26 protein-coding genes and 1 other RNA gene are annotated in these 20,280 nt (G+C 65.1%); 6 read left to right on the top strand and 21 right to left on the bottom strand.

Going from position 1 to position 20,280, the window contains the following annotated elements; all coding sequences use genetic code 11:
- Position 1 precedes the first annotated feature (1 nt).
- From EL388_RS06930 to EL388_RS06895, 8 genes are all read right to left on the bottom strand, one after another.
- Positions 2–625, bottom strand: coding sequence for a hypothetical protein (locus tag EL388_RS06930; RefSeq protein ID WP_126461533.1), 624 nt, complete (start codon positions 623–625; stop codon positions 2–4).
- A 5-nt stretch (positions 626–630) separates the two neighbouring features.
- Entirely contained in the window at positions 631–1,476 is an 846-nt protein-coding gene (locus tag EL388_RS06925) for an ATP-binding protein (protein WP_126461530.1), read from the bottom strand.
- On the bottom strand, positions 1,473–1,955 hold the full coding sequence (locus tag EL388_RS06920) for a hypothetical protein (protein ID WP_126461527.1): 483 nt from the start codon (positions 1,953–1,955) through the stop codon (positions 1,473–1,475). Before EL388_RS06920 ends, EL388_RS06925 begins: the two co-directional genes overlap by 4 nt.
- An 11-nt stretch (positions 1,956–1,966) precedes the next feature.
- The gene (locus tag EL388_RS06915) at positions 1,967–2,224 is read right to left on the bottom strand and encodes a helix-turn-helix transcriptional regulator (RefSeq protein WP_054286341.1); all 258 of its coding nucleotides are present in this window, start codon (positions 2,222–2,224) and stop codon (positions 1,967–1,969) included.
- An 85-nt stretch (positions 2,225–2,309) separates the two neighbouring features.
- Positions 2,310–3,248, bottom strand: a complete 939-nt coding sequence (locus EL388_RS06910) for a hypothetical protein (protein ID WP_126461524.1) — start codon at positions 3,246–3,248, stop codon at positions 2,310–2,312.
- A gap of 11 nt (positions 3,249–3,259) precedes the next feature.
- Positions 3,260–4,684 carry a hypothetical protein gene (locus EL388_RS06905; RefSeq protein ID WP_126461521.1) on the bottom strand — a complete coding sequence of 475 codons (1,425 nt, stop codon included), beginning with the start codon at positions 4,682–4,684 and terminating at the stop codon, positions 3,260–3,262.
- Positions 4,685–4,784: 100 nt separating this feature from the next.
- Complete coding sequence (locus tag EL388_RS06900; protein ID WP_126461518.1) at positions 4,785–5,597, bottom strand: hypothetical protein; 813 nt, start codon at positions 5,595–5,597, stop codon at positions 4,785–4,787.
- Positions 5,598–5,876: a helix-turn-helix domain-containing protein gene (locus EL388_RS06895; RefSeq protein WP_039731095.1), complete on the bottom strand. Its 279-nt coding sequence runs from the start codon at positions 5,874–5,876 to the stop codon at positions 5,598–5,600.
- Positions 5,877–6,056: 180 nt separating this feature from the next.
- On the opposite strand from EL388_RS06895, the gene EL388_RS06890 reads away from it, so the two are divergent.
- Genes EL388_RS06890 through EL388_RS06870 form a run of 5 tightly spaced genes read left to right on the top strand, consistent with a single transcriptional unit; the run spans position 6,057 to position 8,914 of the window.
- Positions 6,057–6,248: a hypothetical protein gene (locus tag EL388_RS06890; protein WP_048811581.1), complete on the top strand. Its 192-nt coding sequence runs from the start codon at positions 6,057–6,059 to the stop codon at positions 6,246–6,248.
- On the top strand, positions 6,248–6,697 hold the full coding sequence (locus tag EL388_RS06885) for a DUF2924 domain-containing protein (RefSeq protein ID WP_049246955.1): 450 nt from the start codon (positions 6,248–6,250) through the stop codon (positions 6,695–6,697). The genes EL388_RS06890 and EL388_RS06885 overlap by 1 nt, the downstream gene beginning before the upstream one ends.
- Positions 6,694–8,073 (top strand): recombinase family protein, encoded by a 1,380-nt coding sequence (locus EL388_RS06880; protein ID WP_126461515.1) that lies wholly within the window; start codon positions 6,694–6,696, stop codon positions 8,071–8,073. Before EL388_RS06885 ends, EL388_RS06880 begins: the two co-directional genes overlap by 4 nt.
- Positions 8,073–8,444, top strand: a complete 372-nt coding sequence (locus tag EL388_RS06875; protein WP_045785217.1) for a hypothetical protein — start codon at positions 8,073–8,075, stop codon at positions 8,442–8,444. The genes EL388_RS06880 and EL388_RS06875 overlap by 1 nt, the downstream gene beginning before the upstream one ends.
- Complete coding sequence (locus tag EL388_RS06870; protein ID WP_126461512.1) at positions 8,441–8,914, top strand: hypothetical protein; 474 nt, start codon at positions 8,441–8,443, stop codon at positions 8,912–8,914. The genes EL388_RS06875 and EL388_RS06870 overlap by 4 nt, the downstream gene beginning before the upstream one ends.
- Before the next feature lie 306 nt (positions 8,915–9,220).
- Here the strand turns inward: EL388_RS06870 and ssrA are convergent.
- The 5 genes from ssrA to EL388_RS06845 all read right to left on the bottom strand — a co-directional run bounded on the left by ssrA (position 9,221) and on the right by EL388_RS06845 (position 12,317).
- Positions 9,221–9,583, bottom strand: a transfer-messenger RNA (tmRNA) gene (ssrA, locus tag EL388_RS06865).
- A gap of 39 nt (positions 9,584–9,622) precedes the next feature.
- Complete coding sequence (gph, locus tag EL388_RS06860) at positions 9,623–10,300, bottom strand: phosphoglycolate phosphatase (RefSeq protein WP_126461509.1); 678 nt, start codon at positions 10,298–10,300, stop codon at positions 9,623–9,625.
- Between the two features lie 4 nt (positions 10,301–10,304).
- Positions 10,305–11,000, bottom strand: a complete 696-nt coding sequence (ubiG, locus tag EL388_RS06855; protein WP_126461506.1) for a bifunctional 2-polyprenyl-6-hydroxyphenol methylase/3-demethylubiquinol 3-O-methyltransferase UbiG — start codon at positions 10,998–11,000, stop codon at positions 10,305–10,307.
- A 39-nt stretch (positions 11,001–11,039) separates the two neighbouring features.
- Positions 11,040–11,390 (bottom strand): hypothetical protein, encoded by a 351-nt coding sequence (locus EL388_RS06850; protein ID WP_126461503.1) that lies wholly within the window; start codon positions 11,388–11,390, stop codon positions 11,040–11,042.
- 3 nt (positions 11,391–11,393) lie between these two features.
- Positions 11,394–12,317 (bottom strand): LysR family transcriptional regulator, encoded by a 924-nt coding sequence (locus EL388_RS06845; protein ID WP_126461500.1) that lies wholly within the window; start codon positions 12,315–12,317, stop codon positions 11,394–11,396.
- Between the two features lie 189 nt (positions 12,318–12,506).
- Here EL388_RS06845 and lplT point away from each other — a divergent pair, with 189 nt between their 5' ends.
- Positions 12,507–13,814: a lysophospholipid transporter LplT gene (lplT, locus tag EL388_RS06840; protein WP_126461497.1), complete on the top strand. Its 1,308-nt coding sequence runs from the start codon at positions 12,507–12,509 to the stop codon at positions 13,812–13,814.
- Position 13,815: 1 nt separating this feature from the next.
- Here lplT and EL388_RS06835 read toward each other — a convergent pair whose 3' ends face one another.
- From EL388_RS06835 to EL388_RS06800, 8 genes are all read right to left on the bottom strand, one after another.
- Positions 13,816–14,316 (bottom strand): TPM domain-containing protein, encoded by a 501-nt coding sequence (locus tag EL388_RS06835; protein ID WP_126461494.1) that lies wholly within the window; start codon positions 14,314–14,316, stop codon positions 13,816–13,818.
- A 4-nt stretch (positions 14,317–14,320) separates the two neighbouring features.
- Positions 14,321–15,154 carry a TPM domain-containing protein gene (locus tag EL388_RS06830; RefSeq protein WP_420856655.1) on the bottom strand — a complete coding sequence of 278 codons (834 nt, stop codon included), beginning with the start codon at positions 15,152–15,154 and terminating at the stop codon, positions 14,321–14,323.
- A 5-nt stretch (positions 15,155–15,159) separates the two neighbouring features.
- A complete protein-coding gene (locus EL388_RS06825) occupies positions 15,160–15,789 on the bottom strand; it encodes a LemA family protein (protein WP_126464037.1) in 630 nt (209 codons plus the stop codon).
- Between the two features lie 242 nt (positions 15,790–16,031).
- Positions 16,032–16,733, bottom strand: coding sequence for a uracil-DNA glycosylase (locus tag EL388_RS06820; protein WP_126461488.1), 702 nt, complete (start codon positions 16,731–16,733; stop codon positions 16,032–16,034).
- Positions 16,730–17,194, bottom strand: coding sequence for a ribosomal protein S18-alanine N-acetyltransferase (gene rimI, locus EL388_RS06815; RefSeq protein ID WP_126461485.1), 465 nt, complete (start codon positions 17,192–17,194; stop codon positions 16,730–16,732). Before rimI ends, EL388_RS06820 begins: the two co-directional genes overlap by 4 nt.
- On the bottom strand, positions 17,191–17,880 hold the full coding sequence (tsaB, locus tag EL388_RS06810; protein ID WP_126461482.1) for a tRNA (adenosine(37)-N6)-threonylcarbamoyltransferase complex dimerization subunit type 1 TsaB: 690 nt from the start codon (positions 17,878–17,880) through the stop codon (positions 17,191–17,193). The genes rimI and tsaB overlap by 4 nt, the downstream gene beginning before the upstream one ends.
- Positions 17,877–18,326: an HIRAN domain-containing protein gene (locus tag EL388_RS06805; RefSeq protein ID WP_232019203.1), complete on the bottom strand. Its 450-nt coding sequence runs from the start codon at positions 18,324–18,326 to the stop codon at positions 17,877–17,879. Before EL388_RS06805 ends, tsaB begins: the two co-directional genes overlap by 4 nt.
- Positions 18,310–20,256, bottom strand: a complete 1,947-nt coding sequence (locus EL388_RS06800) for a DNA repair helicase YoaA (RefSeq protein ID WP_126461479.1) — start codon at positions 20,254–20,256, stop codon at positions 18,310–18,312. Before EL388_RS06800 ends, EL388_RS06805 begins: the two co-directional genes overlap by 17 nt.
- Between the last annotated feature and the right edge of the window lie 24 nt (positions 20,257–20,280).

Raw genomic sequence — 20,280 nt, 5'->3', positions numbered from 1 at the left:
CTCACTGTGCCCACGACGGTTTGCCCGTCACGGGTGCGCGTTGCGGAGCCGGTGCTTGGTACGCGGGTGCTGCCTGCGCCGGAGCGCCGGAAGTGCCGCCGCCGGAAGCCTTGGTCGGCACACCCATCAACTTGGCGTAGTCGGGGTGGTCGGGTTCGATTGCGACCTTGACCACGTTGCGATCCTGGCCCTTGCCATCCTTCTCGATGTCCACGCGGGCCAGGAACTCCAGACCATCCAGTTCGTGGAAACCCTGGATGCGGCGGGCAGCAGCAGCCTGGGGGCTGTTGTCCTGCGGATGAACGTTGCGGGCACTGTTGAGCGCCGCGCGAATGAAGCTGCGCCCCATTTGGCCCCAGGTCGGCCCCTTCTTGGAGTGCAGGCCAATGTTCGACCACATCTTGCGTTTGGCGTGCTCACCAGCGGTGACCACGAATTCGGCGGCGAGGTAGATCGAGCCGGTTTCGAAGGACTCGGTGGCGTAGCCGCCGCCCCAGCCCTGCGACGGGTCGTCATAGCCACCGGGCTTGAGTGTCATTCGCACCGGGACAACGGTGCCCTTGGGGATCAGATCAAAGCCGGATTGCTGGGCGTCGGCATCGTTGAAGTCATTCCATGCAGTCATTGCGATTACTCCTGAGATTCGATGTGTGCGGGGGTGGCGGCGCTGGCAGGCGCGGCGGTTGTGCCCGCGCACTTGGCGATCAGCGCACCCAGATGCGGCGGCTCCAGCAGGTCGAGGCGACCGCTGCGGTCTTTGGCCGGAAAGCCGTAGGGATTGACGGTGTGGGTGACGAAGGCGCGGTAGGTGCTGCCGTCCTCGGCCTTGATCTCGGCCAGCGTCACGACCTCATCGACGATGCCGATGAGCGCGCCGACGGTTTGCTTGCCCTCGATCTGAGGCACAAACACATTGCGGTTGTAGTCATCGAGCTTTTCGTCGAGGATCGACACGAACACCACGTTCTTGCCGCGTGCGTGCTGCAAGTGGGTCAATGCGCTGATCATTTCCTGGCCGAGCAGGCCATAGGCCGCGCGCAGGTCAGGCTTGCCGGAGCGGTCGCTGGTTGCACCGGGCTGCGTCTTGCACCACGCGAAGCATTGGCGCGACAGCTGGGTGATCGAATCGAGAAAGAAGGTCTGGTAGCGGTCGAGTTGCGCCGGGTCTCCAAACTTCTCGATGACGTGGTCGTAGTGCGCCTGCGAGAAGGCGCTCTCAGGCGGCAGCGACTTGTCCGGGCCCGCGAGGAACACGAAGAAGTCGCGGCTCTCCGGCCACGAAGCCGGACGGATGGTGTCGCCCGGCCAGTCGGCCACCGCCAAGTCACCGGCCTCGATGTCGATGAACAGCGTGGTCTTCGGATCGAGGTCTTTGAGCCGGGTGGTCTTGCCGATGCCGGACTTGCCGAGCATCAGCAGCTTGACGCCCTTGCGCTCGGCCATGCGCTGCTTCGCGGAGATGATGGGAAGGCTCATGCCACACCCCCATCGAGCGTCAGGGTGATGGTCGGCTTGCCTTCCTCGACCGTGCGGGCGGCGGCGAACTGCTCCTGCAGCGCCGTGGGCCAGTTGGTGTAGCGGGACTCGGACACCGACAACTTGATGTCGATGTAGTCCTCCACCTTGTCGCCCGAGGCGACGATGCGCTCGGCCATCTCCTTGAGGATGGTCTGGCTCCAGATCACCTTCTTGGGGAGTTCGTACTTGACGTGCAGCGCGCCGTCGTTGACGTGGGCGGTGCCGAAGTCGCGGCCAGAGTCACGCAGCGCGGCGCGCGCCTGCTCGCCGAAACGCTGCAACTTGGCGGCGTCCAGCTTGGTGCGCAGCTGCTTGAGGTAGGCGGAGGCCTCGTCGACATTGCGCTCGGCAGCGACGAAATCGGTGATCGGCAGCGCCACCAACTGGGCGGTGCTCATGGCAGCGAGGTCGGCGGGAAAGATGGTCAGATCGCTCATGGCCGCTCTCCTCACTGGTATGCACGAGTGAAGGTCGAGTGCCGCGAAACGCGACGCTCGAAGGCTTCGACCTCGGAGATCAGGTAGGTGACGCGGGCACCGAGCTTGCAGAAGACCGGGCCGAGTTGTTCCTGCCGCCAGCGGCGCAGGGTCTTGACGGAAAGCCCCCAGCGGATGGCGAGCTCGTTTTCGTCAAGGGCGATGCGCTGTGGCGCACCGGTTTTGGCCGGGATCAGGCCAGATGTTGCGTTGGTGAAGTGGGTTTGCATTTCGATGTGCCTCCTGTATGAAATGGGCACATCGCAGTCTCCGCACGGGTTTATGGGCCGTGTCTGGTTCGATTTATGGGTGCGTTTATGTGTTGCGCCTCACCCGGTATTTCCCGCGCGAAACCAGCTCAATCACCTCCTCACGCGCAACCTTGCCGCCGAAGGCATCGTCGAAGGATTGAAAGCCTGTGTTGACGGTGACGGCACCATTCACCTCTTTCCACGACATCACGGGCGGGGCACTTCCTTCGGTCCCCCACATCAGCTTGATGATCTTGGCGCGCGCTTCGGTGAGATCGATGGACGACGCCATGTGCGGGAGCTTGAGTCGCTTGCCATTGAAGAACTGCGCCGGCTCCGGCTCACCCACGTGGGTTGCGTAGCCGCGCAGGACACGATCAAAGGCGTCGGTGTCGAACGCATCTGCTCCATCGGACACGCGCACGAACTCATCGAGGCCGCGTAGCGTGTGGTCACGGGGTAGTGAGGCATTGGTTCGCGTTGGGCACAAAACAACGCCACCACGCGGCCACACGGCGTCGGCAAGCACTGCGGTGATCTTGTCCTGCGGCGCGCGTGACCATGCTCGGGAAACGAACACCGGTGCGAAATCGTGCGTACCAGCGATACGCTGCTCACCGAGGTGCCACAGGTGATTCGGTGTGCGGCAGATGTTGCTGGAGCGTCGCCTATCCTCAATGCCGATCAACGCCGACAGATCCGCCAGCCACGAATCCATCTGGATGGAATAGAGGGCGATCCCAGCCAGCGGTTGGACGACGGTTCTGCCGTTCAGCGGACTGCAGTAGCTGTAGCGACCGGCGTCTTCGTCGACATCGACTTCGACTTCCTGTTCGGAATCGAGAAACGGCACCATCACATGGGTGAGATGGCCTGCGGGCACGATCCAGCGCCTCTGAAGAAACTGCTGGTAGTCGCGCCCGAGCCTGTCAGCCAGCACTGATGCGTCGAGCCGTGGAAGGTTGTCTAGCGCGAGGAAGAAGCTCAGATGCGGCGACGTCATCGGCGTCCTCCTCAGAACTGGCTCAGTACGCCGATCTTGATGAGCTGTTCCTGCACGCGCTTGCGGTCGTCGTCCGTCCTGCTCTTGTCGTTCAGCCCGTTTGGCGCGGTGATTTGGACCGCCACGTTGTGCGCCTTGCGGTGTTGCGTTTTGGACATCCGCATGACCAACTTCACCTGCACGAGCGTGTACTGGCTCAGGTCTTCGGCGCAGTAGTCCTCATAAGCAACCTGATAGATGTTGCGGCCGTCACGCCGGTCGCGGGTGATTTGCATCTTGCTGGAGAGTTGCCGCACCACATCACGTCCGCCGTACTCTGATGTTTGCTCGAACGGCTTGGCCACCGTGATTTGCAGAATCGAGATGTCGTCGATACCTGCAACCCGATCACGCTTGAGGCGGTCGAGCATCTTGGAGGTCGCAAAGCCGAGCAGGTCGAACTGCCGCATGGGCATGTCCTCGATCTGGCCTTCGTGCGCCAGCGCGACATCGCGGAAGACGGTGGCCAGCTCGCGGCGCGCCTCCCGTTCTTCGCAGAACACGCTGAGCGAGCCAGTCTCCGGCTCCCACGAGAAGCGGGCCGACATCGCAGCGGGTTCCTCGTGGTCGACGACATGCCCGTTCGCCACTTGCTGGAACGTGGCCGTCTTGCCATTGAAGGTCGCGGTTAGCGTGTGCAACAGCGCCGACTGACCAGCTTCGCAATCATCGTCATCACCCTGTTCGCATGACAGATCGCGGCGCGTGAATTGCTCGATCAGGATTTGATCCTTCGGCACCTTCGGGAACAGCTCGGCAATGCGTGTGCGCAACACCTCTTGAACGTCGACCCCAGTCTTCGGCACGACGCCCTTGGGGCCCAGGTAGTGGCTGGAGTAGTGGTCGCTTTTCCACTGGCGATGCATCACTTGCAGATGCTCAGCCTGATCGAAGCGTTCGTCGCGGCGGACGCCTTGCGCCGGAAAGTCCTGCAAGAGGTGCAGATACAGGGCGCGGCTGTAGCGGTCGCTGGGCGCAGCCAGCACGGCGGCATCGTCCGCACGATCCTCGTTGAGCAGGGACAAGACGGCCTGTGCCCCGTAGTCATCGTCAAGGAGCATCACTCGCTCGGCGGCACACTCGATGCTGTACTGGGCGGCCGCCGGCAATTTGCCGACAGCATGAAAGAGTGCCTGACGCGACTCGACTGGCAACTTGCCCTTGGCCGCTTCTGCCAATGCCTTCAACTCCGGCAGTGCCGTCGCGCTGGCGCGTTCGAGCAGATCCACCAGCAGCCCGGGGCGCGCGACCTTGCGCACGAGGCTGACGAAGTTCTCTGCGTTCGGCAGGATGTTTGCGCCCTCATCGGATCGATGCTCACGCGCACGTTTTACTGCAGGGTGGCTCGTCGCCAACTTGGTGCTTTTCTTTGTTGTTGAGGCTTGGTCAGCTGGCATAGGCAAGTTCCTTTGACAAAGTGCGCGATTGCGCGAACAGTTAATCGGATGGTTCAAAAAACGCCGACGCGAGGTCGGCTCCACAGGCGGTAGATCCTGGTCAGCGCATCGAGGCCTCCGGAGTAGTCAGGCCATACCGGTTCAGACGTACTTGGATGAACCGGCGATTGACGCCGAAGCGCGCGGCCAAGGCTTTCTCGAAACGTTCCATGTCGAAAACGCCTGTGTCGCTGCCCGCCGTGATGCGCAGCGCCGTACCGGGGTGGTCGGGATCGGTGGAGGGATGGCGATGGATGGTGATGTCGTGCTCGGATGCAAGCTCTTCGACGGCGGCGATGATGCGCTGGCGCGGCACGAGCAAGGAGCCCATGAACTCGTTGGCGCGCAGCTCGGCGAAGTGTTCTTCCGTCGTTGGCTTCGCAGATAGTGATTTGGACAGATGGTCGCTGTCCGGCGTCGTGGTGCGGTAGGCGCGTTGCATCGTCGGTTCGATGTCATCGAACAACCCGGGGCCCTTACTGCCCTGGACAACCCAACCGGGGGCGTCGAACACGGCGTGGCCCAGTTCGTGGGCCAAGGTGCTGAGGGCCAGCAGTTCGCTGAGACTTTCACCCACGGGCGAGATGGACACCATTGCGGCGTCGGGCATAGCGGGGTCGAATTCACAGACGCCGAAGACGTGGTTGCCTCGCTCGTCATGCACGGCGTAGTCGGTGCTGACCTCCAGCGCGAAGTCGATGCCGTTGATCTTCAGGCCGGAGATCTGCCGCAGCGCGTCGAAAGAAATGGCATCGATGCTGTCCGCGACCAGTTGCTGGCGCGCGGTCGCGGCGATGCGTTCGACCTCAATGTGCTTGATGTACAGGGGGCGCTTCCGGTCGCAGCACCGGTAGTCGAGAGTCAGTACCGCCATTCACTTCTTCTCCGTCACGTTCCGGCGGTACATCCGAACCAGGTTGCCAACATCATCGCGGATGTCGGGAGGCAGACGACTGGCCTCAACGAAGGCGTCGTCGGCGCTGATACCGAGGATCTCTGCCGCCTTGCGGATCAGCTCGTCCTTGGGCGGTTTCTCCATGTCGCGCTCGATGCGCGACCAGTAGGCGGGTGATATCTCCAGCTGGCGCGCAAAGTCATTCATCTGAATGCCTTTCTCTTCGCGCTTTTTGCGGATGAATGCTCCAAAGGGCATGGTTGTGACCTGATTGCGTGATTAGTTAACGATAGATGGTAGAGGCCCAGAGGTACTCTGTCAACTGTTTCGTTAACGCGCAATAAATTCATGGCTGGCGGGCACGATTACCCTGCGTTGCCATCCGCTTCGGAAGATCAGGCTCACTATCCCTGACGGTTGCAATTCCTCGGAGCCGTCATGAAGAACCTCGAACTCGCATCTCCCACGGAGATGAGTGCCAGCGCCCGTGCTGGCGAAATCGCCGCCATCCTTGCGGCTGCAATCGTCCGCACCCTTGCTGCGGATGAGCCGAAACAGAGAGAAGTTGGCCTTGGCTTCCTGCCCGACCAGCGCGTTCATACAACCCCCTATCAAGAGGAGAAGTTGTGATGAACGAGAAACAAGCATCCGTCGCGGCACGGATCGCGGAGCTGGCCTGCCTGCCAATGTCCGAGCTCTGGACGGTGTGGGATCGGTATTTCCCGCGCCGCCCGGACTACCCCAACCGCACCCACGTCGAGTCCCGGATCGCCTACAAGCTACAGGAGGAGGCCTTCGGTGGCCTCGCGCCCGAGACCAAGCAGCGTCTGGAGGCCATCGGCGCGAAACACTCCAAGATCAAGTTGCGGGCCAAGCCGCGCGAGTTCGATTTCGCGCCGGGCACGATCCTGCTGCGCGAATGGGGCGAACGCGAGCACCGGGTGACAGTCACCGCCGAGGGGCTGTTCGAGTACCAGGGGCGCAATTTCAAGAGCTTGACGGCGGTGGCCCGCCACATCACCGGCGCGCACTGGTCTGGGCCGCTGTTCTTTGGCCTGAGCAAGGGAGGTGCCCGATGAGCGAGATCGCCGCTACCCGCGCCCGCAAGCGCTGCGCCGTCTACTGTCGGGTGTCCTCGGATGAACGGCTTGACCAGGAGTTCAACTCCATCGACGCCCAGAAGGAGGCGGGCCACGCCTACGTCGCCAGCCAGCGATCCGAGGGTTGGATCTCTGTGGCCGACGACTACGACGACCCTGGCTTCTCAGGCGGCAACACGGATCGGCCCGGGCTGAAACGCCTGATGGCGGACATTGAGCGCGGCCAGATCGACATCGTGGTGGTCTACAAGATCGACCGCCTGACGCGCAGCTTGGCCGACTTCTCCAAGATGGTCGAAGTGTTCGAACGCCACGAGGTGTCCTTTGTGTCGGTCACCCAGCAGTTCAACACCACCACCTCGATGGGGCGGCTGATGCTCAACGTCCTGCTTTCTTTCGCCCAGTTTGAGCGCGAGGTCACCGGCGAGCGCATCCGCGACAAGATCGCGGCCGCCAAGCGCAAGGGGATGTGGATGGGCGGTGTCCCGCCCCTCGGCTACGACGTCGACAACCGCCTCCTGGTCATCAACGAAACCGAGGCGGCGGTGGTGCGTCGCATCTTCGAGGAGATGCTGACCATTGGTTCTCCAACCCAGATCGCCGTCAACCTCACCGCCGACGGCATCACTACCAAGGCCTGGACGACGCAGGAGGGCCAGACCCGCAGCGGCACGCGCATCGACAAGAAGTACCTGCACAAGCTGCTGCGCAACCGCATCTACCTGGGGGAGTTGTCGCACAAGGGGAACTGGTACCCCGGCGCTCACCCGCCGATCATCGACCAGGAGCTTTGGGACAAGGTCCACACGGTGCTGGCCAGGGATGGGCACACCCGGTCGGTGGAAACCAAGATCCGGTCGCGCACCGACGCTTTGCTGCGCGGCCTGCTGTACGCCCCCTCGGGCGAACGGATGTACCCGACCTACTCACGCAAGAACGGGCGCAAGTACCACTACTACGTGTCCAAGTCGGAAAGCAGGTTCGGGGCACCGGGCAAAAGCTACGAGCGCTTACCTGCGCCGGAGATTGAGGCTGCAGTGGTGGCTCAGATCCGCACGGTGCTGACCAGCCCGGAATCCATCGCATCGGTGGTGCGCCACATCCAGCGCAACGGCGGTCAGATCGACGAGGCCACCACGGTGATGGCGATGGGACGGCTCAACGACGTGTGGGATCAGTTGTTCCCGGTCGAGCGTCACCGAATCGCCAACCTGATGATCGAGCGCATCGACCTCGTCCACGTCGGCGAGGTGCAGGGCATCAAGGTGAAGTGGCGGGAACTGGGCTGGGACGCCCTGATCGGTGAGTTTGCCCCAAGGGGCATCGGCGCGGAACTGGTGGAGGTCGAAGCCTGATGGACGACACACTGGAAACCTTCGTGCCCCTGACGTTTCGCCGCCGGGGCGCGCGGCGGGTGGCCGCCGACGACCGCCACGTTCACGATGTGACGCTGCTGGAGGGGGTGGCACGCGGTTTCTACTGGCAGCACCTCGTGGACACCGGTGTGATGAAGAGTGGATCAGACATTGCCCGGGCCGAAGGACTGCACCCCTCGGTGCCCAACGAGCTGATGCGTCTGACCCTGCTCGCGCCCGACATCCTCGAACTGCTGATGGCCGGACGGCAGCCGCGCCGGATGAACCTGATCTGGTTCCAGCGCAACCCGCTTCCGGTGGATTGGGAAGCTCAACGCCAGATCGTGAAGCGCTTTGAGGAGGACGCATGAGCAAGAAGCACCGGGGCCGGTTCAAGGGTGATCCGGTCACTTATCAACTGCCGAGCCCGGCAGGCGGCGTGCAACTGGAAACCTTCGTGCCCTGGACGCTGGTGAAGCGGGGGCTGAAGAAGCAGGTCATCACGCCCTTGGACGCGCCGCAGGAATTTCTGTCCGAGGCCACCCGGGAGCGGGAAGCCCGGTCGGCCGCGCAGGACACCGCGTTGATGCGGGCGCTAGGACTGGCGCACCACTGGCAACGCCTGCTGGATGAGCAGCGGGCGGCATCAGTAGCCGAGATCGCCGAGGCCGAAGGCATGGACGTGACGCAGGTACGCCGGGTCATGCGGCTGACGCTCCTGGCCCCGGATGTCGTGGAACGGCTGGCGGGTTCGCCCGACGCCGTGCTGGAGAAGGTGATGCGCCGCCCCTGGCCCAACGCCTGGGGCGACCAGATGCGGGTGCTCGTGCCACCCGGGTGAGCGCGTCGCTCAGCGCCAGCAACCGCCTACGGGCGGTTTTTTTGTGGCCGCTTGGCACTCGGTCGCCACCGCTACAGGAGTTGCCAACCACAACCGACCGCCTCTAAACCCGCGCCAGCAAAGGAAGTGGCCTCGAGAACGCTCGCGTGACCACCAGAGAAAACGGAGAACAGAGAGGCGTCAGCGGGGGCGAAAACGCCGACTTCGCAGGGGTGGCGCTCGCGAGACCAAGCCCGGGAGCCGCGCCAACGCTGGGGGAACGGGCAAAAAAAAAACCCAACCGATAAGGGTTGGGTTTTGGGTAAGTGGTGGAGGCGGCGGGAATCGAACCCGCGTCCGCAAGCCCTCTACAGTCAGTTCTACATACTTAGCCTGGTCGTTTGATTTGACCCGCAACCCGCCGACCGGCAGGCTGGTTACGAGCGATCCGCTAGGTTTCCGTGCAAGCCCCCGCGGCTCAGGCTTGCCTTGCTCCTGCTGTTTATGACGCTGCTGCTGGTTTTACCCAGCCCGACCCGCAGGCCGATCGGTGCAGCGTCCGGCCTTAAGCGGCCAGAGCGTAAGATTCGTCGTTGGCGACTATCTTGATGACGGATGGATTAACGAGGTAGCCCGCTCCTCGGTATGCCCTAACTGCTTTGCAACCCACGTCGAAACCAGGTCGCCCCCGCAGTACAGGCCTCTATGATGCCTGCCGGGCGAAAAAGTTCAAGCCGATTCGCGAATTTCCAGCCAGCGCAGCAGATCGGCCGGGCGGTCGATGAAGCCGGCGGCGCCCCACTCTTCCGGCCGGTCGTTCTCGCCGAGGTAGCCGTAGCGGGCGATCAGGGTCGGCATGCCGGCGGCGCTGGCCGCCTCGACGTCGCGTTCGGCGTCGCCGATGTACAGGCATTGCGGCGCCTCGGCCCCGGCCAGGTGGCAGGCGTGCAGCATGGGCGCCGGGTGCGGTTTGGGTTGGGCGCAGGTGTCGCCACTGACCACGCAGGCGGCCCGTGCCAGGAGATCGAGGCCGCGCAGCAGGGGCACGGTGTAGCGCTCGGGCTTGTTGGTCACCACGCCCCAGCGCAGGCCAGCCGCCTCCATGTCGGCCAGCACCTCGGCCATGCCGGGGAACAGGCGCGAGGCGCGGACGATGTTGGCCTCGTAGAGGGCGAGAAATTCCTGGCGCAGGGCGGCGAAATCACTGTCTTCCGGGCCGATGTCGAAGCCCAGTTGCAAGAGGCCGCGGGCACCGTGCGAGGCCTGGGGCCGGATCACCGCCTCGGCCAGCGGGGGCAGGCCCCGGCGCTGGCGCAACTGGTTCAGGGCGTAGCCGAGGTCGGGCGCGGTATCGACCAGGGTGCCGTCGAGGTCGAACAGGACGACCCGGTATGCCTTGCCCGCCATCGGCTCAGACCTTGCGGAAGGCCATGAGGTAGTTGACGTCGGTGTCCCGCTCCAGCTTGTAGGCCTTGGTGATCGGGTTGTAGGTCATGCCCATGACCTCGGCCAGTTCCAGCCCGGCCTGGCGGCCGAAGCCGGCCAGCTCCGATGGCTTGATGAACTTGGCCCAGTCGTGGGTGCCGCGCGGCAACAGCTTGAGGATGTACTCGGCGCCGACGATGGCGAACAGATAGCTCTTGGGGTTGCGGTTGAGGGTGGAGCAGAACACCCAGCCGCCCGGCTTCGCCAGGTGGGCGCAGGCGGCGACGGTGCTGGCCGGGTCGGGCACGTGTTCCAGCATCTCCATGCAGGTGACCACGTCGAAGCTGGCCGGCCGCTGCTCGGCCAAGGCCTCGGCGCCGATCAGCTGGTAGTCGACCTGGGCGCCGGATTCCAGCCTGTGCAGCTTGGCCACCTTGAGCGCCTTCTCCGACAAGTCGATGCCGGTGACCTGGGCGCCCTTGCCCGCCATGCCCTCGGCCAGGATGCCGCCGCCGCAGCCGACGTCGAGCACGCTTTTGCCGGCAAGCCGGGCCAGGCCGTCGATCCATTCCAGGCGCAGCGGGTTGATCTCGTGCAGCGGGCGGAACTCGCTGTTCGGGTCCCACCAGCGATGGGCCAGGGCGCTGAATTTGTCGAGTTCGGCTTGATCGGCGTTGCTCATGGTTTTCTCCTAGACGCGCTATTTTCGCCCAGGATGCGGCTATTCGCCATGGCTGTGATTTTCATACTGGCGGCGGAACATCGCTTCCAGTTCGTCGATCACCTCTGCCGCCGGCCGCTTGTGCAGGATGTGCTGAGTGACCAGGGCCGAGGTCTCGTGCAGAAGCTTGTCGCCGGCGAGCATGGGATAGGTCGCTTTCAGCCGCTTGATCGCCTGGATCAAGCTTTCCTCGGTGGGACGCGGGATGTCGAGCGGGGTCTGGGGCTGGCTTGGCGCCGCGCCCTCGCTGGCACGGCTGGTCAGGAACTCGGCGAAATCGACCAGGCTCGTGCGCTGGCTCTCGCTCAGGCTGCGGAACAGCCGCAGGAGACGGCGCTCGTCCTGGGTCATGACCTACTTCTTTTTGTTGTTGGGAGTGACTTCGACCAGATAGGGACAGGACGCCATGTAGTCGAGGAAGGCCTGCAACAGCTTGCTGCGGAACTTCTCCTGGGGATAGACCAGGGTCAGCTGGCGGCGCAGCGGCGGGTTGAGCGGCACCGCCGCCAGTTCGCCCAGTTTCACTTCCTTGGCCACGGTCGTGCTGGAGACGATGGCGAAGCCCAGGCCGGCGATCACGGCGCCCTTGATCGCCTCGCGGCTGCCCAGCTCCATGCTCAGGTTCAGCTCGTCGGCCGGCACGCCGTTGTGGTTGAAATAGTCGTCGATCACCTCTCGCGTGCCGGAGCCGGACTCGCGGGTGATATAGGGATGGCTGGCCAGTTGCTTGGGGGTGGCCACGGTCAGCCTGGCCAGCTCGCTGTTGGGCGCGCAGATCATGACCAGTTCGTCCTCGCAGCAGGCGCGGGTGACCAGGTTGGGGTGATGCGAGGGCGACTCGATCAGGCCCAGGTCCAGGGTGTGTTCGGCCACCTTGTTCTCGATGGTCTCCGAATTGGCCACGGTGAGGCGGGCCTGGGTCTCTGGGTGCATCTGTTTGAACTCGCCCAGCATGCGCGGCAGGATGTATTCAGCGATGGTGGTCGAGGCGCCGATCAGGAGCGGGCCGCTGACCTGGCCGGTCAGTTCGGAGACCCGGGCCTCCATCTCGGCGGTCAGGTTGAGGATGCGCTCGGCGTAGTCCAGCGCCAGCTCGCCGGCCGGGGTGAGCGAGATCTTGCCGTGCGAACGCTCGAACAGGCGGGCGTTGAAATGCTCTTCCAGCTGCTTGACCTGGAAGGTCACCGCAGGCTGAGTCATGAACAGCTGCTCCGCCGCCTTGGTGAAGGACAGCTGCTTGGCGACGGTGTAGAAGACTTGAAGGCGCCGATCGGCCATTGCTCTATTGCTCTGCTAATAGTCAGATAAAAATTAATTATGCAATTCAACCACACTTTGTCTGGCAAGAGTAGTCCATTCATGCCACTGCCTCAGACGCCGTTTCAAGCCGCATGATCGGTGGCTGGCGTCACACCCTGCGTGGTATAAGGAGGACTCAGAAAACGATAACGTGATCTCGAGCCGTTAATGAATCGAGGCTTTTACATCATCATGGCCGCGCAGTTTTTTTCCGCGCTGGCCGACAACGCGCTGCTGATCACCGCCATCGCCATGTTGCGGGAGATTCAGGCCCCCGCCGAATACGAGCCCCTGCTCAAGCTGTTCTTCACCATTTCCTACGTGGTGCTGGCCGCCTTCGTCGGCGCCTTCGCCGACTCCATGCCCAAGGGCCGGGTCATGTTCATCAGCAACACCATCAAGATCGCCGGCTGCGTGATGATGATCGCCGGGGTCAACCCGCTCTATGCCTATGCCGTGGTCGGCCTGGGCGCTGCCGCCTACTCGCCGGCCAAGTACGGCATCCTCACCGAGTATCTGCCGCACAGCAAACTGGTGCTGGCCAACAGCTGGATCGAGGGCCTGACCGTGGCGGCCATCATCCTCGGCACCATCCTCGGCGGCTGGCTGATCAGCCCCCTGATCCAGGGCGCCTTTCAAAGCGTGGACACCATGCTGTTCGGCCAGCTGATCGACGGCAGCCTGCTCGGCTCGCTGCTCGACTACAGCATGCTGGCCATCGCCCTGGTCTACCTGGTGGCGGCGCTTTTCAACCTCTGGATTCCCGACACCGGCGTCGACCACCGGGTCGCCCACCGTTCGCCCCTCTACATGATCCGTGACTTCGCCCACTGCGTGCGTCTGCTCTGGATCGACAAGCTGGGCCAGATCACCCTGGCGGTGACCACCCTGTTCTGGGGCGCCGGCGCCACCTTGCAGTTCATCATGCTGCGCTGGGCCGAGGAGGCTTTGCGGATACCCCTGCACGAGGCGGCCTATCTGCAAGTGGTGTTCGCCATCGGTATCGCCATCGGTGCCGTGCTCGCCGGCCGGCTGATCCCCATCCATCAGTCGGTCAAGGTGATCACGGTCGGCATCGTCATGGGCCTGTCCGCGGCCCTGATGGTCTTCGTCAAGGGCACCATCCCGGCCATCGTGCTCATGCTGGCCGTCGGCGCCATGGCCGGCTTCTTCGTGGTGCCGATGAACGCCCTGCTCCAGCACCGGGGCCACATCCTGATGGGCGCCGGCCACTCCATCGCCGTGCAGAACTTCAACGAGAACCTGTCCATCCTGGTCATGCTCGGGCTCTATGCCCTGCTGGTCTGGGCCAAGCTGTCGGTCTATGCGGTCATCATCCTGTTCAGCCTGTTCGTCGCGCTGACCATGTACCTGGTGCGCCGCTGGCACCAATCCAACATGGCCTTGCACAAGGAAGAACTGGAGCGCCTGCTGGCGGCCGCCGAGCACGTGCACCACGGCTCGGGCTCCAAGTAGTTCAGACAATCAGCGTCGGCCGGTCCGGCAGTTCGTTGCGATTGTCGGCCGGCGGCGGAAAATGGCGGGCGAGGTGCGCGCCGATGGCCTGGATGCCCTGTCGCACCCCGGCTTCGTAAGCGCCACGGCGAAAGTCGGCCTCCATCTGCCGGCAGATCGCTTCCCACTCCGCCGCTTCCACCCGGCCGTTCAGGCCACGGTCGGCCACGATCTCCACGTCCCGGTCGGCCAGCAGAAGATAGATCAGCACGCCGTTGTTCTGCTCGGTATCCCAGACCCGCAGCTGGCTGAAGATTTCCAGGGCGCGCTCGCGCGCGCTCATGCCGCGCAACAGCGGCCGCAGCGGCAGATTGGGCTCCACGGCGAAGCGAATCTCGCCGCCGTGGCGCGCCTCGGATTCGCTGATGGCGCGCTCGATCGCGCGCCGGCTGCGGCTGGGAAAGGCCTGCCAGGCCAGCCAGTCCGGGTAGAACAGGTGTTTGAGGATGCGTCTGAACTGCATGGCCTTACCACCTCCCCGAGGCGCCACCGCCGCCGAAACCACCGCCCCCGCCGGACCAGCCGCCACCGAAACCACCGCCGCCCCGACCACCGAAGCCGCCGCCGAGATGACCGATGTGGCCGCCGCCGCCCAGGGTGATGAGGAAGACGACCAAGGCGACGACCAGGCCGACCACGAACGAACCCAGCAGCAGCCAGGCGCCGAAGAAGGCGATGCCGCCCGCCGCCGAGGCGCCGAGGAAACGGCCGAAGATGGCGCGCAGCAGGCCGCCAACGACGAAGATGAAAATCAGGGCCAGCGGCAGCGCCTGTTCCAGCAGGTCGGTACCTGGGGCCGGCGGCGCCGGCGCGGGCAGCGGCTCACCCTGCACCAGCCCGATCAGGGCATCGACCCCGGCGTCGATGCCGCCGGCGAAATCGCCCTGTTTGAACCTGGGCAGGATGATCTCCTCGATCACCCGCTTGGCCACGGCGTCGGGGATGACGCCCTCCAGGCCGTAACCGACCTCGATGCGCAGGGCGCGGTCGTCCTTGGCCACCAGCAACAAGGCGCCGTCATCGATGCCCTTGCGGCCGAGTTTCCAGGTCTCGGCCACCCGGATGCCATATTGCTCGATGGTCTCGGGCTGGGTGGTCGGCAGCACAAGCACCGCGATCTGGCTGCCCTTGGCCGTCTCCAGGGCCGCCAGCTTGCGTTCGATCGCGCCGCGCTGCTCGGCGCTCAGGGTGCCGGTCAGATCGATCACCCGCGCGTTCAGCGGGGGCACCGCCACCTCGGCAGCGGCAGTGCAGGTGAACAGCGCGAGGGCAAGCGCAGCGAGCGCGCGGCGCAGGCTCACCGGCCTCAATAACCCTTGGAGATATCAGCCCCGGCCGGCTCGCCGCCGCCGAAGTCCACCTTGGGTGGCGCCGCCAGGGCCTTCTCGTTCTCCAGCGCGAAATTGGCCTTGGTCTTGAAGCCGAAGAGCATGGCGGTGAGATTGCTCGGGAATTGCCGCACCGTGGTGTTGTAGGCCTGCACCGCCTCGATGTAGCGCTTGCGCGCCACCGTGATGCGGTTCTCGGTGCCTTCCAGCTGCGCCTGCAGGTCGCGGAAGGCCGCATCGGCCTTCAGTTGCGGGTAGTTCTCCGCCACCAGCAGCAGGCGCCCCAGCGCCGTCGACAATTCGGCCTGCGCGGCCTGGAACTGCTGGAAGGCGGCCGGATCGTTGACCAATTCCGGCGTAGCCTGGATCTGGCCGACCCGGGCGCGGGCATCGGTCACCTCGGTCAGCACCTTGGCCTCGTGCGCGGCATAGCCTTTCACGGTGTTGACCAGGTTGGGCACCAGATCGGCGCGGCGCTGATACTGGTTGAGCACCTCGGACCAGGCGGCCTTGATCCCCTCGTCCTGGGCCTGCAGGGTGTTGTAGCCGCAACCGGACAGGTTGAGGCTGGCGAACAGGGCGATGAGCCAGAGAGCGAGCTTGCGCATAGTGACCTCCTTCATTTCGATCTCTTCAACATTTAGCAGGCCGTTGAAAAACTACTGCGGTGGGCCATCTGCGGCGTTGCGCGGTGCTGGCTTCGGCCGCTTCGCTTAACCTCGGCGGCGCCGAGGTTAGCCTGCGCCGAAACTGCGTTTTCGCTCCCTCGCCTATCTATTTGATATGTCTCGGTCGCTGCGCTCCGTGCGCCTTGCATCTGGCCATCCTCGCTACGTTTTTCAACGGCCTGTTAGGCCGAATCGTTGTTCTGCAAGCCGCGCATGGTGGCCCGGGCCAGGAGCAGATCTTCCCAGGCCCGCGCCTTGTCGGCCGGATTGCGCAGCAGATAGGCCGGATGATAGGTCACGACCAGGGGCAAGCCGCGGTAGACATGCAGCCTGCCGCGCAGGCGGGCCAGTGGCGCGTCGGTGACCAGCAGGCTCTGGGCCGCGATGCGGCCAAGGGCGACGATGAGCTTGGGCCGGATCAGCTCGATCTGGCGCTCCAGATAAGGCAGGCAGGCCGCCACCTCCTCCGGCCTCGGGTCGCGGTTGCCGGGCGGCCGCGACTTCAGGACGTTGGCGATGTAGACCTTGCGCCCGCGCTGCAAGCCGATGGCGCCGAGCATGGCGTCCAGCAGCTTGCCGGCCTGGCCGACGAAGGGCTCGCCCAAGCGATCCTCATCCGCTCCCGGCGCCTCGCCGACGATGAGCCAATCGGCATTCGGATCGCCCACGCCGAACACGCCCTGCTTGCGGGTTTGATGCAGCTCGCAGCGGGTGCAGTTGAGCACGGCCTCGCGCAACTGCGCCAAATCGAGCTGGGCCAGTTCGCTGTCGCCTGCCGCTTCGGGCGCGTCGGCAGCCGCCGCCGGCGCTGGCTTGATCCCCCGCCGGCGCCAGACCGGCCAGAGGCCGAGTTCCCTGAAGCGTTCCTCCCGGCCCAGGCTCATAGCGCGCGCCTCATCACCAGGGCGTCCTCCCGGCCCTGGGCCGCCGGGTAATAGCCCCGACGCAGCCCGACCGGCTCGAAGCCCAGATGCTCATAAAGATCGATGGCCCGGCGGTTGCTCGGACGCACCTCGAGAAACAGGGTAGCGATGCCGTACTCCTTGGCGCTGGCCATCAGCCGCTGCATCAACTGGCGGCCGATGCCGCGGCCTTGGCTCGACGGAGCGACGCAGCAGTTGAGGATGTGGCCCTCGCCTGCCCCGCTGGCGAGCACGCTGTAGCCCACCAACTCGCCGCCCTGCTCCACCACTTCGCAGCGATAACCCGAATTCAGGCAGTCGCGAAAATTGCCCAGGGTCCAAGGGAAGGGATAGGCCTCGCGTTCGATCGCCAGCACGGCGGGAAGATCGGCCTCGGTCATGGGCCGGTATGTCGGTTCGGCGCTGGGCAAAACGGCGTTCATGCCCGTTCGCAGGTCTTGAGCGCGACCTTGTCGCGGATGTACAGCGGCTCGACCGCCTCGGCGACCACCGCCTGGCCGGCGCGCCACTTGTCTGCGGCGAGCCGGGCGATCCACTCGGCGTGGGGATAGCGTTCGGGCCGCAGCTCGGCCAAGCGGTCGCCATAGCGCGTCGCCAGCGGCTCGGCGTAGGCGGCAAAGCCACTGCCGCAGCCAAGATAACGCCCGGCAGCGACTGGCAGCGGAGCGGCACTGGGCGCGAACAGGCCGGGTGCCACTTGCGCCGCGAGGCCGGCAGGCGCCTTGGCGTAGACCGCGGCATAGACCTCATTCATGCGGGCGTCGACGCAGACCACCGCGCCGTCGAATTCGCTGTCGGCCAGGGCCTGGGCCGCCATGGCCTCCAGGGTGATAACCGGGACGACCGGCAAGTTGGCGCCGAAGGCCAGGCCCTGGGCCGCGCCGCAGGCAATGCGCAGGCCGGTGAAGGAACCGGGTCCCTGGCCGATGGCCAGGGCGTCGAGCTGGGTCAGCACCAAGCCGGCCTCGGCCAGCAATTCCTGGACCATGGGCAGCAGCCATTCCGAATGCCGCTGGCCGGCCAGCACGGCGCGGCTTGACAAGGTGCCATCCAGGTCGAGGGCGACGCTGCACCATTCGGTGGAGGTGTCGAAGGCCAGTATTTTCAAGGTGTTGGTGGACGCTGTTGAACCGGTCGCTGATCTTGGGACGAGGCTGGGATTGTAGCCGGTTCCGGGTCGAGATAGACCTCGATGAGCACCCGGCGCCAGGGGTCGCGACTGGCCTGCAGGTGGACGATGCGGGCCGCGGGCTTCACGCCGCCGTCCATCAGCCGGGCAAGATCGAGGTTGTCGAGCCGCGGCACGAAGCCGATCGGGGCGCCGTTCCATTCCACCCGGATCGCCCTGGGGTCGTAGGGATTGCCCGGCTCGCGCACCAGGCTCAGGGCATCGCCCGCCCGCATCAGCGGCCAGAGGGCGGGACCGGCGTGGTATTGAAAGCCGGCCACCGGCGAGGTCTGGACCAATAACTCGATCTGGCCGGCCGCCAGCGTTGCCGGCAGCATCAGCAGCCAGGCCAGCAGATGACGCCGCCAGTCAGACCGGCTCGGCAAGCGCCGGCTCCGTTTGGAAAAAGGCCAGGACATCGGCCAGCTTGCGGCTGCGCCGCATCGGCGGCAGGGCCTGCCAGATGCGGCGGCCGTAGGGTTTGTCGACCAGCCGGGTGTCGCAGATCATCAGCACGCCGCGGTCGCTCTCGCGCCGGATCAGGCGCCCCGCGCCCTGCTTCAGGTTGATGATGGCGTGCGGCAGCTGGTAGTCGAAGAAGGCGTTCTTGCCCGCCCGCTTCATGGCATCGATGCGGGCGGCCAGCACCGGATCGTCCGGCGGCTGGAACGGCAGGCGGTCGATCACCACCAGCGACAGGGCCTCGCCGGCGACGTCGATGCCCTCCCAGAAGGTCTGGCTGCCCAGCAGCACGGCATTGCCCAGAGCGCGGAATTCGGTGAGCAGCTCGGTCCGGCTCTTCGCGCCCTGCAGCAGCAGGGGGAATTGCCGATCCGCTTCCGCCATCTTTGCCTGGAGCAGGCCGTGTGCCTCGTTCATGGCCCGAAGGCTGGTGAACAGCAGAAAGGCGCGGCCGCCGCTGGCCTCGAGTACCGGCCAGGCGGCCTCGACCACGGCCCGGGTGTATTCGGGTGTGTTGGGGTCGGGCATGGCCTGGGGCACATAGAGCAAGGCCTGGCCGTCGTAGTCGAAGGGGCTGTCCCAGCAGCCGGTCTCGGCCCCGGTCAGGCCGAGCTGGTCGAGAAAATGGCTGAAGTCGCCGCGCACGGCCAGGGTGGCCGAGGTGAACAGCCAGCCGCGGGCGCCATCCTCGACCTGGCGGGAAAACAGCTCGCTGACATCGAGCGGGGTGACATGGAGCATCACGGCATGGGTGCCGACCTCCAGCCAGCGGATGCAGCTTTCATCATCGGGCCCGCGCCAGCGCGCCAGTCGTTCCAGGCACTGTGTCGCCCGCTCCAGGCAGTTCTTCAGGCCCTCGGAGCGCTCGGCCTGGGCCTCCAGCAAGGCCCGCAAGCGATCGAGCCGGGTCTGCAATTCGCCCAGGGCGGCGGCGAAGCCTGGCTGGCTCAGGGCGCGCGCGGCCGGCAGGCGCTGCTGGGCAGCGTTGAACTGCAGGCGCAGGGGGCGCACCGCTTGGTCGAAGTCGGTCGCGGCCTGGTTCAGTTGCAGGAAGTCGCCCGCCGCCTGGTCGGCCTCCTCCCGCACATCGCGCGCCAGTTCCAAGAGCATGCCGGTGGTCAGGCTCTCGCCGAAGAACAGGCTGGCGGTCTCCGGCAGCTGGTGCGCCTCGTCGAAGATCACCGCGTTGGCCGCCGGCAGCAGCTCCCCTGCCCCTTCGTCCTTGAGCCAGACATCGGCGAAGAAGAGATGGTGGTTGATCACGACGATATCGGCTTCCAGGGCCCGCTTGCGCGCCTTGAGCACGAAGCAGTCGCGGTGGTACGGGCAGTCGCCGCCCAGGCAGTTGTCCCGGCTGGACACGGCGTAGGCCCAGGCCGGCGAGTCCTCGGGCACGGTCTTCAGGGCCATGCGGTCGCCGCTGTCGTCGACCGCGGCGAACCGGGCGATCTGGCGCAGATGGCCGGCGACCTCGCGGCTGCTCAGGCGGGCATCGGCCAGGCCGCGTTCCAGGTGGTAATGGCAGACGTAATTGGCCCGGCCCTTGAGCAGGGCCACGCTGACCGGCACGTTGAGCGCCTCGCGCACGGCCGGAATATCGCGGTGGTAGAGCTGGTCTTGCAGGGTCTTGGTGCCGGTGGAGATGATGGTCTTGCCGCCGCAGAGCATGGCCGGCACCAGATAGGCCAGGGTCTTGCCGGTGCCGGTGCCCGCCTCCAGAACGGCAACACTTCGCGAATGCAGGGCCGCCTCGACCCGGCGAGCCATTTCAACTTGCTGATTTCTTGGTCGATAATGGGTAATAACGCTCGCGAGCGGCCCATCGGCAGAAAACGCGGTATCTAGAGCGATCATGAGACCGAGTACTACCTAACCAGT

This window comes from Sulfuritortus calidifontis, assembly GCF_003967275.1.
In the GTDB taxonomy this organism is placed as follows: domain Bacteria; phylum Pseudomonadota; class Gammaproteobacteria; order Burkholderiales; family Thiobacillaceae; genus Sulfuritortus; species Sulfuritortus calidifontis.
This window is presented reverse-complemented; position numbering and strand designations above follow the sequence as displayed.

What these genes read in the sequence shown, in the direction of transcription:
- EL388_RS06905 (WP_126461521.1), bottom strand. Translation starts at nt 4,684, where the DNA reads ATGCCAGCTGACCAAGCCTCAACAACAAAGAAAAGCACCAAGTTGGCG.
- gph (WP_126461509.1), bottom strand. Translation starts at nt 10,300, where the DNA reads ATGGCGGGCAAGGCATACCGGGTCGTCCTGTTCGACCTCGACGGCACC.
- EL388_RS06900 (WP_126461518.1), bottom strand. Translation starts at nt 5,597, where the DNA reads ATGGCGGTACTGACTCTCGACTACCGGTGCTGCGACCGGAAGCGCCCC.
- EL388_RS06925 (WP_126461530.1), bottom strand. Translation starts at nt 1,476, where the DNA reads ATGAGCCTTCCCATCATCTCCGCGAAGCAGCGCATGGCCGAGCGCAAG.
- EL388_RS06825 (WP_126464037.1), bottom strand. Translation starts at nt 15,789, where the DNA reads ATGCGCAAGCTCGCTCTCTGGCTCATCGCCCTGTTCGCCAGCCTCAAC.
- EL388_RS06870 (WP_126461512.1), top strand. Translation starts at nt 8,441, where the DNA reads ATGAGCAAGAAGCACCGGGGCCGGTTCAAGGGTGATCCGGTCACTTAT.
- lplT (WP_126461497.1), top strand. Translation starts at nt 12,507, where the DNA reads ATGAATCGAGGCTTTTACATCATCATGGCCGCGCAGTTTTTTTCCGCG.
- EL388_RS06910 (WP_126461524.1), bottom strand. Translation starts at nt 3,248, where the DNA reads ATGACGTCGCCGCATCTGAGCTTCTTCCTCGCGCTAGACAACCTTCCA.
- rimI (WP_126461485.1), bottom strand. Translation starts at nt 17,194, where the DNA reads ATGAACGCCGTTTTGCCCAGCGCCGAACCGACATACCGGCCCATGACC.
- EL388_RS06875 (WP_045785217.1), top strand. Translation starts at nt 8,073, where the DNA reads ATGGACGACACACTGGAAACCTTCGTGCCCCTGACGTTTCGCCGCCGG.
- EL388_RS06920 (WP_126461527.1), bottom strand. Translation starts at nt 1,955, where the DNA reads ATGAGCGATCTGACCATCTTTCCCGCCGACCTCGCTGCCATGAGCACC.
- ubiG (WP_126461506.1), bottom strand. Translation starts at nt 11,000, where the DNA reads ATGAGCAACGCCGATCAAGCCGAACTCGACAAATTCAGCGCCCTGGCC.
- EL388_RS06880 (WP_126461515.1), top strand. Translation starts at nt 6,694, where the DNA reads ATGAGCGAGATCGCCGCTACCCGCGCCCGCAAGCGCTGCGCCGTCTAC.
- EL388_RS06930 (WP_126461533.1), bottom strand. Translation starts at nt 625, where the DNA reads ATGACTGCATGGAATGACTTCAACGATGCCGACGCCCAGCAATCCGGC.
- EL388_RS06895 (WP_039731095.1), bottom strand. Translation starts at nt 5,876, where the DNA reads ATGCCCTTTGGAGCATTCATCCGCAAAAAGCGCGAAGAGAAAGGCATT.
- EL388_RS06915 (WP_054286341.1), bottom strand. Translation starts at nt 2,224, where the DNA reads ATGCAAACCCACTTCACCAACGCAACATCTGGCCTGATCCCGGCCAAA.
- EL388_RS06885 (WP_049246955.1), top strand. Translation starts at nt 6,248, where the DNA reads ATGAACGAGAAACAAGCATCCGTCGCGGCACGGATCGCGGAGCTGGCC.
- EL388_RS06835 (WP_126461494.1), bottom strand. Translation starts at nt 14,316, where the DNA reads ATGCAGTTCAGACGCATCCTCAAACACCTGTTCTACCCGGACTGGCTG.
- EL388_RS06800 (WP_126461479.1), bottom strand. Translation starts at nt 20,256, where the DNA reads ATGATCGCTCTAGATACCGCGTTTTCTGCCGATGGGCCGCTCGCGAGC.
- EL388_RS06890 (WP_048811581.1), top strand. Translation starts at nt 6,057, where the DNA reads ATGAAGAACCTCGAACTCGCATCTCCCACGGAGATGAGTGCCAGCGCC.
- EL388_RS06850 (WP_126461503.1), bottom strand. Translation starts at nt 11,390, where the DNA reads ATGACCCAGGACGAGCGCCGTCTCCTGCGGCTGTTCCGCAGCCTGAGC.
- EL388_RS06820 (WP_126461488.1), bottom strand. Translation starts at nt 16,733, where the DNA reads ATGAGCCTGGGCCGGGAGGAACGCTTCAGGGAACTCGGCCTCTGGCCG.
- EL388_RS06845 (WP_126461500.1), bottom strand. Translation starts at nt 12,317, where the DNA reads ATGGCCGATCGGCGCCTTCAAGTCTTCTACACCGTCGCCAAGCAGCTG.